A 14,847-nucleotide genomic window follows, 5' to 3' on the forward strand; every position below is an offset into this window, starting at 1 on the left:
TCCACGCCCAGGTATTCGGCACCACATCTCAAGGAAACTTCGACCCTGAACATTTTCTGATTTCAAATTCGCTCGATAAGTTAAAATGCATTCATCAATATTTGCGATCTCTATTTCAAACAATCTAATAGTTTGATTTTCCTCAACATCGATTAGCCCATACCATTACCCATATCTCCCCGCCCCAGCGTCGTCCGGGGCTGGACACAGCTCCCGAGTTCTGCTGAGATGCCCTTTCATCTTCAGCAAGGGGACGGGAGACCATGGACCAAGCGATTCCAAGCCGTTTATGTGGGCGCCCTTTCAACGAGACCGACTTAGCGCGCATTCGCCAGGAGATCGCGCTGGCGCAGCCGCCGCTGCGCGCGGAGATCGCTCGGCGGGTGTGCCGCGCGCTGGAGTGGACCGATATCCAAGGCCGCCCCAAGCTCATGAGTGCCCGGGTGGGACTGCTGCGGTTGCATCGTGCCGGGCTCATTGTGCTGCCGCCACCGACCTGCGGCAATGGCAATGGGCGGCGCTTCGTCCCGCGCCCCGAGTCCCGGCCCGAACCGATCCCAGTGTCCGTCCCGCTGCGCGCGCTCAGCGGCTTGCGCCTGGCGCGCGTTGATGATCGAAGGGCCTCGCAATTATGGAACGGCCTGATCGAGCGCTACCACTACCTCGGCTACAGTCCCCTGCCTGGTGCGCAGCTGCGCTACCTGATCCAGTGGGATGGCGGTCTGCTCGGCGCCATCGGCTTTGGCGCGGCGGCCTGGAAAGTCGCTGCCCGCGACCGCTGGATTGGCTGGACGCCCGCGCAGCGCCAAGCACACCTGGGACGGGTGCTCAACAACGCCCGCTTCCTCATCCTGCCCTGGGTGCAGGTCAAACACCTCGCCTCCAAGGTGCTGTCCTTGGCCGCGCGGCAAGTCAGTGTCGACTTTCCCGCCCGCTATGGCGAGCGTCTGGTGCTGCTGGAGACCTTTGTCGAGACCCCACGCTTTGCCGGGACCTGTTACCGTGCCGCCAACTGGCACGACTTGGGCGAAACCACCGGGCGCGGCAAGTGCGACCGCACCCATCGGGCCGCGCTGCCGCGCAAGGCGATCTATGTCTACCCGCTGGCGGCGGACTTCCGCGCCGCCCTGGGGGTGGTGGCATGATCGCGCTGGCCTCTGAACTGCAGGACATCTCTCTGGGCGACAAGCGCCTGAATCATCGCGCCCAACAGGTGCTTGAAACCCTCGGCGCCAAGCCGACACAAAGTATTCCCGGGGCTTGCAACGGTTGGTATGAGACCCGGGCCGCCTATCGCTTTTTCGATCATCCCACGGTCACCGCCGAGCAGATCCTCGCACCCCATTTTGCTTGTACCGAAGAACGTCTGCGCGAGCATCCGCGGGTGCTGTGTATCCAAGATACCAGCGAGCTGGACTATACAACCAAAAAAGGCATTGTCGGTCTTGGGCCACTGAACTTTGAGAGCCGCTATGGGATGTACATCCATCCCACCTTGGCGGTCACGCCCGAGCGCCTCGCGCTGGGGCTGCTGGATTTGCACACTTTTGTGCGCGAGCCCGGTAGCCTGGGCCAGGACAAAGACTCGCGCCGCCCACTGGAGGAGAAAGAAAGCGTGCGCTGGGTCGATGGCTACGCGCGCGTCAATGCGCTGGCCGAGGAACTGAGCGACACGCGCTTGACCTATGTTGCCGATCGCGAGGGCGACATCTACGACCTGTTTGTTGAAGCGCCCATCCCCGAGAACAGCGCCGATTGGCTGGTACGGGTGCAGCATCGCGACCGCTGCTTGGCCGATGGCAGAAAGCTCAATGAGGCCCTGGACGCCGCCCCGGTGCTCACCGAGATCACCTTCGAGCGTCCCGCCACCAAGGGGGCCAAAGCACGCCAGGTCACGCAGGAGATCAAGGTGGTGCGCGTGACCCTGAAGGCACCCTGGCGCCCGGATCGCACCTTGCCCGATGTCACGGTCACGGCTTTGCTGGCCACCGAGGTCAATCCGCCCGCCGGCGAGGAGCCACTCAACTGGCTGTTGCTGACCAATCTGGCGGTGCAGAGCGCCCAAGAGGCCATCGAGACGCTCTCCTGGTATCTTTGCAGGTGGCAAGTGGAAATTTTTTTCCGGATCTTAAAAAGTGGCTGCCGCATCGAGGAGCTGCAGCTCGAGACGCGCGAGCGCCTGGAGCCGGCGCTCGCTTTGTACATGATCATCGCGTGGCGGGTGCTGTACCTGACCATGCTCGGGCGCGAGTGCCCGGAGTTGCCTTGCGATGCGGTCTTTGCCGAGGAGGAATGGAAGGCGGTCTATCTGGTCACCCAGAAACAAGCGCCACCCGAGCAGCCGCCCTCGCTCGATACCATGGTGCGCATGGTCGCCTCCCTGGGCGGCTTTCTCAACCGCAAATCCGATGGGTTCCCGGGACCGAAGACGCTCTGGATTGGGTTGCAGCGCATCCCCGATTTTGTCATGGCGCTGGAGGCTTACCGCAGCGTCAGGGATAGTTATGGGTAATGGTATGCGATTAGCCACCCCCCTTCACTTGAAGCAACCGCTTCCTGTGAAATTGTATTTTCCGATCCATCAAAAGTCTGAATGACCTTCGGTGGCCCAACAGGTTTCGGTGGTTTAAATAGGCTTTTCATCCACTGCAACATGATGTTTGGCTCCTACTTTCTTTTGCGCATAAACAAGTGATTCTACGGTTTTCTGATAACACCACGGAAGGCGTGTTATCCCGCGAAACGCGAGGTATCTGCCGAGCGACAAGGATCAGTTGGACCCTTGCCTGGGTTCGGCAACAAACGGCGGCCACAAAGGTTGCTCTGCCTCGGGCGTCAGGTCGAATCCTGGCACCGGCGCTCTTCCTGGTCAATGTCCTGTGCTGGCCGGTAAGCGCCCTGCGTAGTAGGCGCCGGTAATCTGGAAAAATCCAGAGCGCTGTCTCTTGCCTCAAGGGACGGTTGCCGACCCAGAGCTGACATCAGCTCCGCAGACGACTGCAGCGGCAATGAAACCCGTGGCCGACGCTGCGAAAGTCGTAACTCTGGTTGCCGAGGCCACCAAGGCCTATTGCACCCGCGTGCGAACCAGCCACTCGGGACCATGCGCAGTTTGTCTTTGAGGGTTTGCAGGCTGTAGCGATGATCATTGGCCCAGTCGCTGTGACGGCGCATCTGGAGCACCAGGCGGTGCTGGTTGGCCAGCGCTTGCACCCGGTCGCAGTCGGCATTCAGACCCAGGCGCAAGGTCCCAAGGACCAGAATGCGCCATTGCGACATGCCCGGAGCCCGGTCAGGTCGCTGACGCACTCCTCGCCGTCGGCGCGCACCGGCAGCACATCGGCGAGGATGGCGAAGACCTCATTGCGCAGAGCGTCGTTGGTGTAGATGTGCTGCAAGCCCCGGAGCAAGCGCGGGATATCGTCGCGGGAGAAGCAGTCGAACTCAATCGCGGCGATGTCACATTCGCCAAGCTGCATCTGGGCACGTGAGGATGTCACGCATGGGAGAAGCTGCTATGAACGAAGTTTGGTGGAAGAAAACCGGTGGTGAGGCTTGACTGATTCAAAGTCAGGTCAGATTTTCTTAATCGATCAATAGCTTACCTCTCTGCGCTTGGGTCTTGCCAGGACCTTTCCTAGTGGGAGGAGCAGGAAAACCATCAAACTTCACCAATGAGCGCGTATTCTAACGCATTGTCTTTCCTTGTGAAAATCACTCTTCGGTCAGGCACTACTTAGAGACCTCTATCCGGACAGCACAAAGCATTTTCCAACCTTTTGTTTATCCATTTTTCGCAGTATTATTGCGGATTGATGCACTCGTCAGACACTCTTACTTGGCAGCAAGACCTGCTGGAGTTGGTCAAGGCCTCCCAGGCGCTTCCCATACCATTCCCTATAAGTCCTGCGGCCATGGTTGCGACGCGGTCCAAGTGGCTGTTTCAGCACGGCCCACCATGATTTCACGCCCAGCGCAGCAGCTTGGTAACCCTCTGAGCGGTCGGACACGAAGGACTTATGGGGAATGACATGGGTGCTTCCTGATCGAGACAGGAGGGCTTTCGGGATCATACATCCAGCTCAGTCGCGGCAAGAAACAGCCAAAACAATAGGCCCGCATCGAGAAAATCGCTTTTTGAGCATGGCACCATTAGATCGCTCGAGCAGTTCCGGGCGCGCACTTCCGGCAACGCTTAACGCCTGGACGAATTTCCTCACCGACACCGAGCTGCCGGCGTTCGCGCGCACGGTCAGTGAAGTCACGCGGATAGCCGGCGACCCGGAAGCCAGCGCCTACAAGCTGGCCAGCGCCATCACCAAGGATGCCGCCATGGCTGCCCGGCTTGTCAAGCTGGCCAACAGTCCGCTGTTTCCGAGCAGCCACGGCAATATACAGACCGTCGACCGCGGTGTTGTGCTGCTCGGCTTCGATGCGGTGCGGGATCTTGCAGTATCACTCAGCGTCATCGAGCAGGTGATTCGTGGACAGAGCCGCGATGCCCTGCTTGAGGAAATGGCGCTGGCGTTTCATACCGCCACACAATCCCAGACCCTTGCCCGTTTGGCGCAGGACAAGGAATCCGCGGAGATCTTCGTGGCCGGTCTTCTCTACAGGATCGGCGTTCTCGCGGTGCTTTCCAGCCCGGACCCGAGAGTCGAGGACTACCTGGCTGAAAAAGCCGATTTTGATCCCAACGAAGCGGTTCAAATCGCGCGCATGGAGAAGCGCGTCTTTGGCTGTGATATGACCCAACTCTCGCGCCGCCTGGCTAAGCACTGGTCGCTCGGTCAGGTTCTGCAAGAAGCACTGGCGCCCGACCCAAGCCAGGCCGGCGAGCGCATAGCCGCGGGTCGGCGCATCGCCGAAGTAGCCATGCGCCGCGGCTGGGAGTCGAAGGAAGCCAATGAGTTGCTGTCGCGAGTCGCGCGCAAAATCGGACTCAAGCTCAGCGACATTCGCGAGAAAGTACACGAGAGTTCCGAGGTCGCACGCGAAATGGCAGCCCAGTTCGGCGCAACCAAAGTCGCCCCACTAATTCCGCAAACCGCGCAGGGGATAGCCAAGAGCAAACAGGCTGAGTCCGCTGCCCGCGATGGCAGGGGAACCGCAGGTAGTGCTAACACCGATGCTGCGGAGACGGAAGGGACTGACGGCCGATTCCTGCGCCCTGACCCGTTGCTGCAACTGCAGATGCTCGGGCGTATGGCGGAGCTCCTTAACGGAAAGCCGGATCTGAACCGCCTAGTCCATACCGCAGTCGAGGGCGTTCATCGCGGCATTGGCATGGACCGGACCGTCTTTGCCCTCCTAACCGGAAAGCAGGATGCGGTTGCCGCCAAGTTTGTACTCACGGAAATTGAGGAGCGTCTGCAGGCAAGCTTTTGCTTCAGTCTGCGACCCGAGGTCAACCCCTTGCTGGCCGCTGTGATCGGGCAGCGCAAGGCGTTCTGGGTGCGCAAGGACTCGCCGCCCGATGAGCGCAAACTGGTTCGCGGCCCTTTTGCTCAATTCGTCGCCAAAGAAGATTTTGTGATCCATCCCGTCTTGTTCGGCGACAAATGCATTGGCTTTCTGTATGCCGATCGTGCTAACTCGCATCGCCCCATCGAATCATCGGACGAAGCCAGCTTTCGGCAGTTCATCCAGCAACTGACTCTCGGTCTGCGCTTGCTTGGAGTGCGTTGAGGCTTCCCGTATCGCGAAGGCACTGCAGGACGAAACTTTTCAAAGACTCCTAATGTGTTCCGGCTGATTGGCGCAGAACAGAGCCAACGCGATGGCATCCTGTTCGTGCGCGAGTGCATGTCACTCCGCGCTTGAACAGCGGATGACCCGAGCGTAATAGACCCGAGTTGATCCTGTTCTCTGAGGTAACGATGGTCGGTGCGACGTCATGTCGAAGTCTGTCAGTGCAATCTGAAGGTGATGTCCTTTTAGACCCGATTGGAGGTCGCAACACCGAACACACTAAGGATTGACCTGCCGGTCGCGGGCTTCCCAAACGCTGCCGAGTTGTCGGCCAATTTTGATAAGGAGGTGCGTTTCCTGCTTATCATCGAACTGTGTTAGTAGTAGTGCCGCATTTCTGCGGATAGTGGGTGATTAGGCTTTCATCGCTGCCGGTGGGAGCCGAAGGGGCAAGGTCTGTTCATGGCCGGATTACGTCACTGATCTTGTCTAGTCAGCATGACTCTGATGGGTCAAGCGGACGCCACCAGAGGTCAAACGAGTTCAATGACTGGCGAACCAGATCGCCAGTTTTTTGGGACTCATCAGACCCCACTTACCAGGGTATGATGAACAAAGCTCGTCGCGCCTTGTACAACTTGCTTCCGACACGTTCCGTTAAGCGTCGTGAGTTGCCGGATACCGTTGCGAAGATTGACCTTGATGGGCTGATGGGGACCTGGTTTGAAGTGGCCAGGTTGCCCAATCTCGAAGCCGACGGTCCAGGACAGTGTAGCGTCAATGTGACTGCAACCTATGCCAAACGCCCCGATGGGCGCATCGCCGTCCAAACAGTCGCCTACAACGCGAAAGCGCGAATGCGCCGCAATGAGGTGCATGGCCTGGTTTATCCTGCCGACGCGAGCGGGGCAAAGCTCATCCTGCGGTTCTTTAAGCTGATTCGGGGCGATCTGTGGGTCATTGGCCTCGACCCGCAATACCGATGGCTGCTCATGGGTACCCCAAGCCGAAGGCGGCTTTGGCTCATTGCCCGTGCGCCTTGCATTTCCCCTGAGGATTATGATCGAGCCATCGCGATTGCCGCGGAGCAAGGCTATGACGCCGCGCGCGTCAGAAGGACCCAGCAACAGATGCTGGAATAAAACAGCAATGGCTGGCTTGTGATCGGTTGTCCTCGTCTTGCCGGTCTGAGGCAAAGTCTCGCTAGGATGTGCCAAATTTCCACTCCTGGGCCGACGCGCTAAACTTGGCCTACAGTTCGAAGCTCGGCATCTTTGGAGGTCCACTTGTCAGACTTCACGCTATCCACCCCAGAACAAGTCACGGCCTGTCTATCAGCACCTGCAAGTACTGCTGAGTTGCCCATGGGACCGATGCAGTTCGCCGACGTCGGTGACGGACCGCCGCTCCTGTGCGTCCACGGTGGCCCTGGCGGTTATGACCAAGGCTTGATTCTGGGTGAAACCTTTCGGGTGAATGGCTTTCGGGTCATTGGTCCGTCCCGACCGGGTTATCTGGAAACGCCGCTGAAAACGGGCACGACATTGACTGAGCAGGCTGACGCCCTCGCGGCACTGCTTGATTATCTCGGCATTGAGCGCTGCGCCGTGGTTGGTGTCTCCGCGGCTGGTGGGGCCATTTATGAACTTGCCGCGCGCCACCCGCGGAAAGTGTCGGCCTTGGTTGCCGTCGACTGCGTGGCGAGCAAATATGAGCCGCCGGTGAGTGACCTGGAGATGAAGCTCTTCGTTTCCACCTTCGGTTTTAAGCTGACCGCGATCATGGCCGACTATCTGACCGGGGCTACCATCAAGGGCCTCATCGCCCAGGAAGGCAAGCTAGACCGGGCTCAGGTCGCCGAGCGTGTGGCGCACATTGAGGCCGATCCCCTCAAGCAAGCGTACTTCATGGCCATGGTGCATTCATTTGGAGATCACGCTGCCAAGCGAGTCCCTGGGGCGCGGAATGACAATGCGCAATTAGGAGCAATCGCCGCGCTGCCTCTGGAGCGGATAATCGCCCCGACCTTGATTATTCATGGCACGGCGGACAATGACGTTTTTCCCTCTCACGCGGAACATGCCCACCGCCACATCGCCGGCTCCGAGCTGCGATGGATCCAGGATGGCACCCACTTCTGCTTCTGGCTGTCCGACACAGCCGAGGCAGACCGCCGATACGCCGTCGACTGGCTTAGGCATAAGGCAAATAGCTGAAACAAGACACGAAGTAGCAGTCTAAGACCGAAGCCGCTTCCCAAACCTCTTGCGGTACCTCAATCGTAGCACCGATCGAGCGTGTCCATGCCTTCAAGAAAGTTGACGGCAAGTTCCTCACCTCCGAAGCTGAGGCCATGCGGCACATCGCCTGGCACCAGTTATCGCAGTCCGGTCACTGTTTCCGCGTTCGCGCTGCGGGCCTGATTCAAGTCGGTGACCGCGTTCAGATCTTATCGCCTGTGAGCAGATCGCAACGCTGAGAACGCGCAAGCGCCCTGTCCAACCATTCTTCACGCGCCCTGTCCTGGCAGCGCGAAAGACGCCCATCCGCCTGAGGTTTCCGGGTCGCTCTGACAACTCGCAGCGATCAGGATGGTGGCATGAACACCATCCCGATCCCCCTGCTCATGCTGTCAGGCGCCCTCGTCCTTGGCAGCACCGTCCATGCCCAGACTGAGCCCACCTCGCCGCGCTTCTACGAGCGTGGCGCCGAGGGCTGGTTCTGGTATGCCGAACAACCGCCCGAACCCGAGCCTGAACCCGAGGAGGAACTCGAACCGCCACCTGATCCGCCCCCACCAACAGAAACCGACAAGGTCGCCGAGCAACCGCTCACGCCCCAGACGCCAACCAACCCCGCCGGCCCCGCGCCCCTCTCCGCCGCCTGGCTGCGCGCGAACCTGGAGCGCTATCGCGATGTTGCCATCGACGACCCCTCGCAGCAGAACGTCTCCCTCTATCTCTACCTGCAACGCCTGGCTATCGACAAAGCCGAGCGCTTCGCCGAGGCAAGCCAGCGCGCGGTCTGGTCCGATCCTTTCCTCGACGAGACCACCCGTCGGCCACTCGCGACCTTCGCCGCCAACCTGGTCAACCGCGAAGCCGCGAACCAACGCGACCAAGCACTGACCAAGACCGCCCAGGTCGCCGGCCTTTGGTTCCTGTACCGCTCCGATTGTCCATACTGCGAAGCCCAGGCCCCGCTGCTTGAGCTGCTGACCAACCGCTACGGCTTCGACGTGCAGGCCATCGCCCTCGATGGCCGACCCTTGCCAAGCGGGTTCTTCCCCAACTTCCGCACCGATAGTGGTCAAGCCCGCGCGCTTGGCGTGGTCTCCACCCCGGCGCTGTTCCTGGTCCGTCCGCCGGACGGGATCAAGCCTTTGTCCCAGGGCGTGCTATCGCTGGCCGAATTGCAGCAGCGCATCGTCCAGACCGCCGCCGATGCCGGCTGGATCGATCCGCAGTGGCTTGAACGCAGCCGCGCGCGGGTGACCGCGCTGCGTTTGGACGCGGGTGCGTTAAGCAATCCCGCCCTGGCCGAAGACCCCGAACGGCTGCTTGATCACCTGCGCGGCCAGCGCCCCACGGCTCCCAACCCCCCGGTCACTGAACCCCTGCTTCCATCCCCCACGACTCATCGCCTCGGAGGTCACTAATGCGCGTTGCGCCCGTCCTTGGTTTATCCCTCACCCTCTGCACCGGGTTGCCCGGCATGGCGCAGGCCGATCTATCGGCCGAGTGAGCGTAATCACGATAATTGCGGGACCCATTTCCAAGCCATTTGAAGGACATGGAATGCGTGTGGGATCACGGGGGCCGTTACTGGCCGACAGCGGGAAGCCGGAATCGTGAACCACGCTCCCCCCCTGAGGGGGGAGAGACGCAGCGGGTTCAGTTGCCTCTAGCGCTCTGGCGAATGGCGCGAGCGAGGGTGTAGCGGGCATAGCGCTCGGCATCGGCTCCGCGACGCGGGGACGCGCGCTCGAGCAAGCGCTGGTAGACCGTGGTCGGTGCAAGGCCCGCCTCAAGAGCGCCGCAGACCCAGCCCCATTCGCGGGCGGATTCGGACGGATCCCCGGTGGATAAGCGCGCCCGTGGAGCGCAGTTGACGACTGGCGGCGGAGCCGGAGCCATCGTTGGCAAGGCCGGAGTTGGATCCCAGACGCGCTCCTGCGGGCTTGGTCGCCGAAGGACATTGACCCACTCCCCGCCACGCTTGGCATTCTTCATCCCGGCGAGCCGACCGAGGTGCTCACCGGAGACCGAGCCCGGATCGGCGCCAACGCGCGGGATCAGCCAACGCTGCACATCACAGCGCTGCGCCTCATCGAGCGCGCGGGTCAGCCGTAGCCACAGGTGGCAGCCCCCGAGCGTCGAAGTCTGCACCACCAGGGCCGCATAGTGCCGAGCGATGCGCTGCGCCATCGGCCGTGCGACATCATCGAGAAACACCATTGGCCAGGGATAGCCGCGGGCTGGACGGATATAAATATCGGCCTGTTGGACATTGCGCGCTCTGGCCAGCCCCAACGGAAGCTGATCCAAAGAGCGATCATGGAACCACAGCATCGTCGCCTTGGCGGTGCGCACCGCCAAATCGGCACGCACGATGCCAGCGTCGTGCCATGCCTCAAGCATCACGGCGGTGTGTCTTGCCGCTGTCATGGCCTGGTGCGGGCGCTCAGCGCTCAAGCGGCTCATCAGGCGCCCGCCCTGGCACTCGGGCGTTGGCGGGCGTTGCCCGCCGCTGAACCAAACACCTCAAGGTAGAGTTGTTCATCGAGCTGCGCGCGTTCGAGCCGAGCAGCCTGCGCCAGCAATTCTGCCGCCATGGTCGTGAGCACGCGATAATTGCCCAACGCATGCTCAGCGAGCGTCTTCATCAGCCCTGCGCTCATCAGACTCGCATTGCCGGCACTGTGTTGTAAATGCTCCAGGCAGGCGACCAGCGCCTCGCGACTGGCATACTCCATACTCAGGCGCGTACGGATACGACTGCCCAGCGGCAGCAACTCCTCACGGCGCAGCTTGGTCGCCAGGCGGCCATCGCCGGCCAGGATCACGCTCAACAACGTGCGCGAATCGAACTGCATGGAGGTCAGCAGACGCAGCTCATTGAGCACCGTCGGATGCATCTCCTGCGCCTCGTCGATGAGCAACACCGGGCGCAACAGCGTCGTCTCCAGATGCGCCAGCCAGCGCTCGCGCAGGATCTTGAAGCCACCCCAGCGGTTATGGGGCTTGAGGTCAACGGCGAACAGATCGCCCATCTCGCGGTAGAAGTCCGCCACCTTCGAGCTGGGATGCGTGAGCGCCCCAACGCTGATATCGGGCAGCTGGCGCAGACGCTCATCGAGCAGGCGCAGTACCGCACTCTTGCCGGTACCCGGATCACCTTGAATGAGCGCAAAACCGCCTTCGCGGATCAGGCTCTGCTCGATGCGCCAGCAAAACTGCTCCACCGGCGCGCTGCGATGCAGTGCCGCCGTCGGCAGCTCCGGGGAGAACGGATTGAACTTCAGTCCATAGAGGGCCAGCAGGGTCTTGTTCATCGACTGGATTCCAGGTCATCGTGTTTTGGCAGATAGGCCGGCGGCAGACCGGTGGCGGCATACTCGGCGAGCAAGTCGCGCAGCAACGGTGGCAGCGTCGTGGCGCGTTGTGATGGCGGTGGCGGTGCGCCGGCGGGCTCAAGGCGCCGACGCTGCCCGGAGGCATTGGCGGCTTTATCGAGGGGATAGAGGCGGCAGAGGATGGCGCCCGAGTGGGGATCAACCACGTCCACAGCACTCAGATCCCAGCGGGCATAAGCGATATGCAGTTGCTCAAGGTGACGCAAGCGCGCCGGCACCTCGAAGCGCTTGCCCGCCAGGCTGAGCGTCCCATCGCTGCGGCGCTGACGGCGTTGGACGCGACAACGAAAAGCGGCGCGGACCTGCTCGCTGTCCGGACAGGGGCGCCCCACGTTGGGCGCATCGAGAAGACGCGCAAGCGGCGTGGCGGCGGTCTCACTGTGGACCTTGCGGTGGTACTCCTGCTCCACCCACGCCTGAGTGAGGGTGTTGAGCCGCTGCAGGCTCAGCTCCTCCAGCCCCTTAAGCATCGCCATCAGGCGGCCTTCCAGCGTGGCCCAGAAGCGCTCCTGCTTGGCGTTCTGATACGGGCTGTACGGCAGGGTCGGCTCGTGGAGGATGCCCAGCGCATGCAATCCGGCGGTGAATTCCTCGGCCTGCATTGCCGCGCCGTTATCGCTCATCAGGGCGCGCGGCAGCCCGCGCTTGTGCAACGCCTGTCCCAGACCATGCACCAAGGTCTCGGTGGTCTCATCGAGGTACCACTGCAGATGGCAGATCAGGCGCGAGTGATCGTCGATGACCGCCAGCAGCAGGGGCTTGACCCAGACGCCACCCCGGGTGAGGACGTTGCGCGAGCCATGATGAAAGTCCAGATGCCACAAGGCATGGACATACTGGGCTTCATAGCTGCGCACCTCGCAGGCCTCCAGGCGCCGCGCGGCCTGCTCGGCCCCGGGTGTCTTGCGCGCCGGGACACGCCGGCGGTGCAGGCCCGCGCGCTTCATGAAGCGGCGCACGGTGGCATAGGAGGGCAGCGGCCCCAGGGTTTCATCGCCCGCGCACAAGGCGGCGAGGTTGTCGTAATGCAGCTGCACCGTCCAACCGGGGTAGTCGCGGTATTGCGCCTGTACGGCCTCCATCAGGCGCGGGCTCAGCGCGCGCTGCTCCCCGGCATCGCTGCGCCGGCGCGGGCGCAGTGCGGTCACCGGGTCTTGGGCATCGCGTGCGAGGTAATACCAACGCTCCAAGGTGCCAAAGCTAAAACTGACCGCCCGCCCAGTCACCGGATGGCGCCATGACTTGGCCGCTAGCGCCTTCAGCCGCGCGCCCAGCGCGTTCGCCGGCGCAGGATCAGCCAATAAAGGACCAATAATGGCAAAGCGCAACCGCGCCCAACCATCGGGATCACCGAGGCCGTTGTCATCGGACATTCGTCTTCACCTCCCAGTTGTTTCACACATCACCGGGAGTCTAGAAGGCGCCGCCCAGCGGCGCGATGAGGTCTTCTGCGGGTTGGCGTTGCCCTACAGCGAGCCTGTCGCTGTCGTGCTCGGGGCGATCAATATCAGCAGTTGCACGACGCGCTCGGACAACGCTTTTGCGCTCAATTTTTCCAGCAGGGATCCTGGCAGGTGCTCGGTGGCGATCGGCGGCATCAACAGACCAGCCAAGGATCGAAAGCAGCGGGTTTGCACAAACTGCTCACGCCACCAGTGCTGCCACCGCCGCAGGGTTTGGACGGTGACACCGAGCGTCTTGATCAAGCGCTGGCGACGCGATGCGCTCAGCCCGCAATGCAGGGCGGAAATCAGCACGACGATGACCCCGAGATAGACCTTGCGGCCCAGAAACCGAACGGAAGGCGGGGTGCTGCGCCGCCGGCACCCGTCCGCGGCGCAGCAGAAACTCAGACGGCTCTGGTAGCTCTCATCCAAGACGCCACGCACACCTCGGGGCTTACGCGGATAACGGGCGCTGTGCAACGCACCACCGCAGTCACAGCCGCCCGCGCGGACTTCCTCGGCAATCGACTCGTCGATCCGGGTGAGCAGGTGGTAAAAGTTCGTGTCGGCAAGAAAGGCGTGACACACTGGGACTGTCTCCTGGTTTTTGGCGAAATTCGGAGACAGCCCTCTCGGGCAACTTGCGTCAAGTTGTTTGAGGGGGTTTTTTGTTTTCCCTCACTGAATTTGCTCAGAATCGCGGCCGATTCCCGCAAATAGTCTGCTCAGGCTCACCGAGCTGGATGCCATGTTTGACAGCCTGGTCAACGTGACTGATCCCACCGCCCACATGGGCCAGCGCCGGGGCGTGCTCTCCGGCGGCTCGGTCTATGCCCGCAACCGGGTGATGACGGTCAATCCCGTGCATATCATCCCGCCGAGCTTCGAGGCCGGCTGCGGCGGTATCGATCTGGTCGCCGGTGGCTTCAGCTATATCTCCCGCGAGCAGCTGACCGAGCTGTTTCGCGCCATTGCCGCCAATGCCGGCAGCTATGCCTTCAAGCTGGCGTTGGACTCTATGTGCCAGAACTGCGGGCAGGTCATGGACTCGTTGCAGAAGAAGATCCAGGCGCTCAATAGCCTGTTTGCCAATTCCTGTCAGCTGGGGCAGGGCGTGGTCAACGATGTGGTCGATGCCTTCGACACCAAACAGAAGATCAAGCACTCCGAAGCCTCGTTGGTTAGAGGATTGGGCGATGTCTTCGAGACCTGGTCCACGGTGACTGGCGAGGACCCCATCACCCAGGTGCAGAACAGCGACCCGGATTATGCCCGCGAGGAACTCCAGGGCAACCTGGTCTGGCGGGCCTTGAAAGACGGCGCCGTCAGCGGCTGGTTCGATGCCGGGGATGACAGCCTGCTCGAAAGCCTGATGTCGGTCACCGGCAGCGTCATCGTCGGACCACCGGAACCGAGTCCGGACGGGCAGGGCAGTAACAACCGCGTCACCCCGCTGCCAGCCGTCTTGTCGCTGCGCGATCTGCTGCACGGCACCACGGACAACCGCGAAGTCCAGGTCTATCGCTGCGCCCCCAGTCGCGATGCCGATGACTGTCTCTCACCCACCGTCCAAGCGCTGACCCTCACCGGCATGATCGAACGGGTCCGCACCCTGCTGATCGGGGATGCGAGTTCACCCGGACTCATCGCCAAGTTCCGCTTCGGCACCAGCGACTTCACCGCCGACGAGAAAGCCTTCATGCAGGTCGCCCCCAATGGCCTGGGCGGTGCCGTGGCCAATCTGGCGCGCATCGATGAAGGCACGGCAGTGCTCTTCGCCGAGCGGGCCGCGCCGGTGATCGCCATCGAGTTGGTGCAGGAGCTGCTGCATGACATGGCCCGCGCGGTCAGCTTGGCGACGGTGGTCGCGGACAACGCCTATGCCGGTCTGCTCAGAGAACAGATCACCGAGTCTCGAGCGGACCTCAGAGCCGAATACGAGGTGGTCAGCGCCCAATACGGCACCGCGCAGGAACAACTCGCCTACTACATGGACCTGCTGCAAGCGGCCAAATCGACACCCTACTGGAGTGTTGAACAAGCCGGCGGCGGCCGCCTGACCCCGGAGGGCTGAGT

12 protein-coding genes are annotated in these 14,847 nt (G+C 61.8%); 7 read left to right on the forward strand and 5 right to left on the reverse strand.

Annotated features, from left to right (window positions below; genetic code table 11):
* Window positions 1-263: 263 nt before the first annotated feature.
* Window positions 264-1,145 carry a DUF4338 domain-containing protein gene (locus Thiosp_RS09915; RefSeq protein WP_323696489.1) on the forward strand — a complete coding sequence of 294 codons (882 nt, stop codon included), beginning with the start codon at window positions 264-266 and terminating at the stop codon, window positions 1,143-1,145.
* Window positions 1,142-2,512, forward strand: a complete 1,371-nt coding sequence (locus tag Thiosp_RS09920; protein WP_323696488.1) for an IS4 family transposase — start codon at window positions 1,142-1,144, stop codon at window positions 2,510-2,512. Before Thiosp_RS09915 ends, Thiosp_RS09920 begins: the two co-directional genes overlap by 4 nt.
* A 718-nt stretch (window positions 2,513-3,230) precedes the next feature.
* Here the strand turns inward: Thiosp_RS09920 and Thiosp_RS09925 are convergent.
* Entirely contained in the window at window positions 3,231-3,500 is a 270-nt protein-coding gene (locus tag Thiosp_RS09925; RefSeq protein WP_323697020.1) for a hypothetical protein, read from the reverse strand.
* Window positions 3,501-4,143: 643 nt separating this feature from the next.
* Between Thiosp_RS09925 and Thiosp_RS09930 the strand changes: the two genes are divergently transcribed.
* From Thiosp_RS09930 to traF, 4 genes are all read left to right on the forward strand, one after another.
* Window positions 4,144-5,688 carry an HDOD domain-containing protein gene (locus tag Thiosp_RS09930; protein WP_323697021.1) on the forward strand — a complete coding sequence of 515 codons (1,545 nt, stop codon included), beginning with the start codon at window positions 4,144-4,146 and terminating at the stop codon, window positions 5,686-5,688.
* A 713-nt stretch (window positions 5,689-6,401) separates the two neighbouring features.
* Entirely contained in the window at window positions 6,402-6,833 is a 432-nt protein-coding gene (locus tag Thiosp_RS09935) for a lipocalin family protein (protein WP_201067548.1), read from the forward strand.
* Window positions 6,834-6,977: 144 nt separating this feature from the next.
* Window positions 6,978-7,907 (forward strand): alpha/beta fold hydrolase, encoded by a 930-nt coding sequence (locus tag Thiosp_RS09940; protein ID WP_323697022.1) that lies wholly within the window; start codon window positions 6,978-6,980, stop codon window positions 7,905-7,907.
* 383 nt (window positions 7,908-8,290) lie between these two features.
* Entirely contained in the window at window positions 8,291-9,349 is a 1,059-nt protein-coding gene (gene traF / locus Thiosp_RS09945) for a conjugal transfer protein TraF (protein ID WP_201067544.1), read from the forward strand.
* 235 nt (window positions 9,350-9,584) lie between these two features.
* Here traF and Thiosp_RS09950 read toward each other — a convergent pair whose 3' ends face one another.
* The 4 genes from Thiosp_RS09950 to Thiosp_RS09965 all read right to left on the reverse strand — a co-directional run bounded on the left by Thiosp_RS09950 (window position 9,585) and on the right by Thiosp_RS09965 (window position 13,359).
* Window positions 9,585-10,394 carry a DNA-primase RepB domain-containing protein gene (locus Thiosp_RS09950; RefSeq protein ID WP_323696455.1) on the reverse strand — a complete coding sequence of 270 codons (810 nt, stop codon included), beginning with the start codon at window positions 10,392-10,394 and terminating at the stop codon, window positions 9,585-9,587.
* Window positions 10,394-11,245, reverse strand: coding sequence for an ExeA family protein (locus Thiosp_RS09955; RefSeq protein ID WP_323696456.1), 852 nt, complete (start codon window positions 11,243-11,245; stop codon window positions 10,394-10,396). Before Thiosp_RS09955 ends, Thiosp_RS09950 begins: the two co-directional genes overlap by 1 nt.
* A complete protein-coding gene (locus Thiosp_RS09960; RefSeq protein ID WP_323696457.1) occupies window positions 11,242-12,699 on the reverse strand; it encodes a DDE-type integrase/transposase/recombinase in 1,458 nt (485 codons plus the stop codon). The genes Thiosp_RS09955 and Thiosp_RS09960 overlap by 4 nt, the downstream gene beginning before the upstream one ends.
* A gap of 93 nt (window positions 12,700-12,792) precedes the next feature.
* Window positions 12,793-13,359 (reverse strand): hypothetical protein, encoded by a 567-nt coding sequence (locus Thiosp_RS09965; RefSeq protein WP_323697023.1) that lies wholly within the window; start codon window positions 13,357-13,359, stop codon window positions 12,793-12,795.
* Window positions 13,360-13,519: 160 nt separating this feature from the next.
* Between Thiosp_RS09965 and Thiosp_RS09970 the strand changes: the two genes are divergently transcribed.
* Window positions 13,520-14,845, forward strand: coding sequence for a conjugal transfer protein TraH (locus tag Thiosp_RS09970; RefSeq protein ID WP_242518612.1), 1,326 nt, complete (start codon window positions 13,520-13,522; stop codon window positions 14,843-14,845).
* Window positions 14,846-14,847 lie beyond the last annotated feature (2 nt).

Source organism: Thiorhodovibrio litoralis (assembly GCF_033954455.1).
GTDB lineage: Bacteria > Pseudomonadota > Gammaproteobacteria > Chromatiales > Chromatiaceae > Thiorhodovibrio > Thiorhodovibrio litoralis.

Bases quoted from the DNA above. Each gene is read 5' to 3' on its own strand.
- Thiosp_RS09915 (WP_323696489.1), top strand. From the start codon at position 264: ATGGACCAAGCGATTCCAAGCCGTTTATGTGGGCGCCCTTTCAACGAG.
- Thiosp_RS09920 (WP_323696488.1), top strand. From the start codon at position 1,142: ATGATCGCGCTGGCCTCTGAACTGCAGGACATCTCTCTGGGCGACAAG.
- Thiosp_RS09930 (WP_323697021.1), top strand. From the start codon at position 4,144: ATGGCACCATTAGATCGCTCGAGCAGTTCCGGGCGCGCACTTCCGGCA.
- Thiosp_RS09935 (WP_201067548.1), top strand. From the start codon at position 6,402: ATGGGGACCTGGTTTGAAGTGGCCAGGTTGCCCAATCTCGAAGCCGAC.
- traF (WP_201067544.1), top strand. From the start codon at position 8,291: ATGAACACCATCCCGATCCCCCTGCTCATGCTGTCAGGCGCCCTCGTC.
- Thiosp_RS09950 (WP_323696455.1), bottom strand. From the start codon at position 10,394: ATGAGCCGCTTGAGCGCTGAGCGCCCGCACCAGGCCATGACAGCGGCA.
- Thiosp_RS09955 (WP_323696456.1), bottom strand. From the start codon at position 11,245: ATGAACAAGACCCTGCTGGCCCTCTATGGACTGAAGTTCAATCCGTTC.
- Thiosp_RS09960 (WP_323696457.1), bottom strand. From the start codon at position 12,699: ATGTCCGATGACAACGGCCTCGGTGATCCCGATGGTTGGGCGCGGTTG.
- Thiosp_RS09970 (WP_242518612.1), top strand. From the start codon at position 13,520: ATGTTTGACAGCCTGGTCAACGTGACTGATCCCACCGCCCACATGGGC.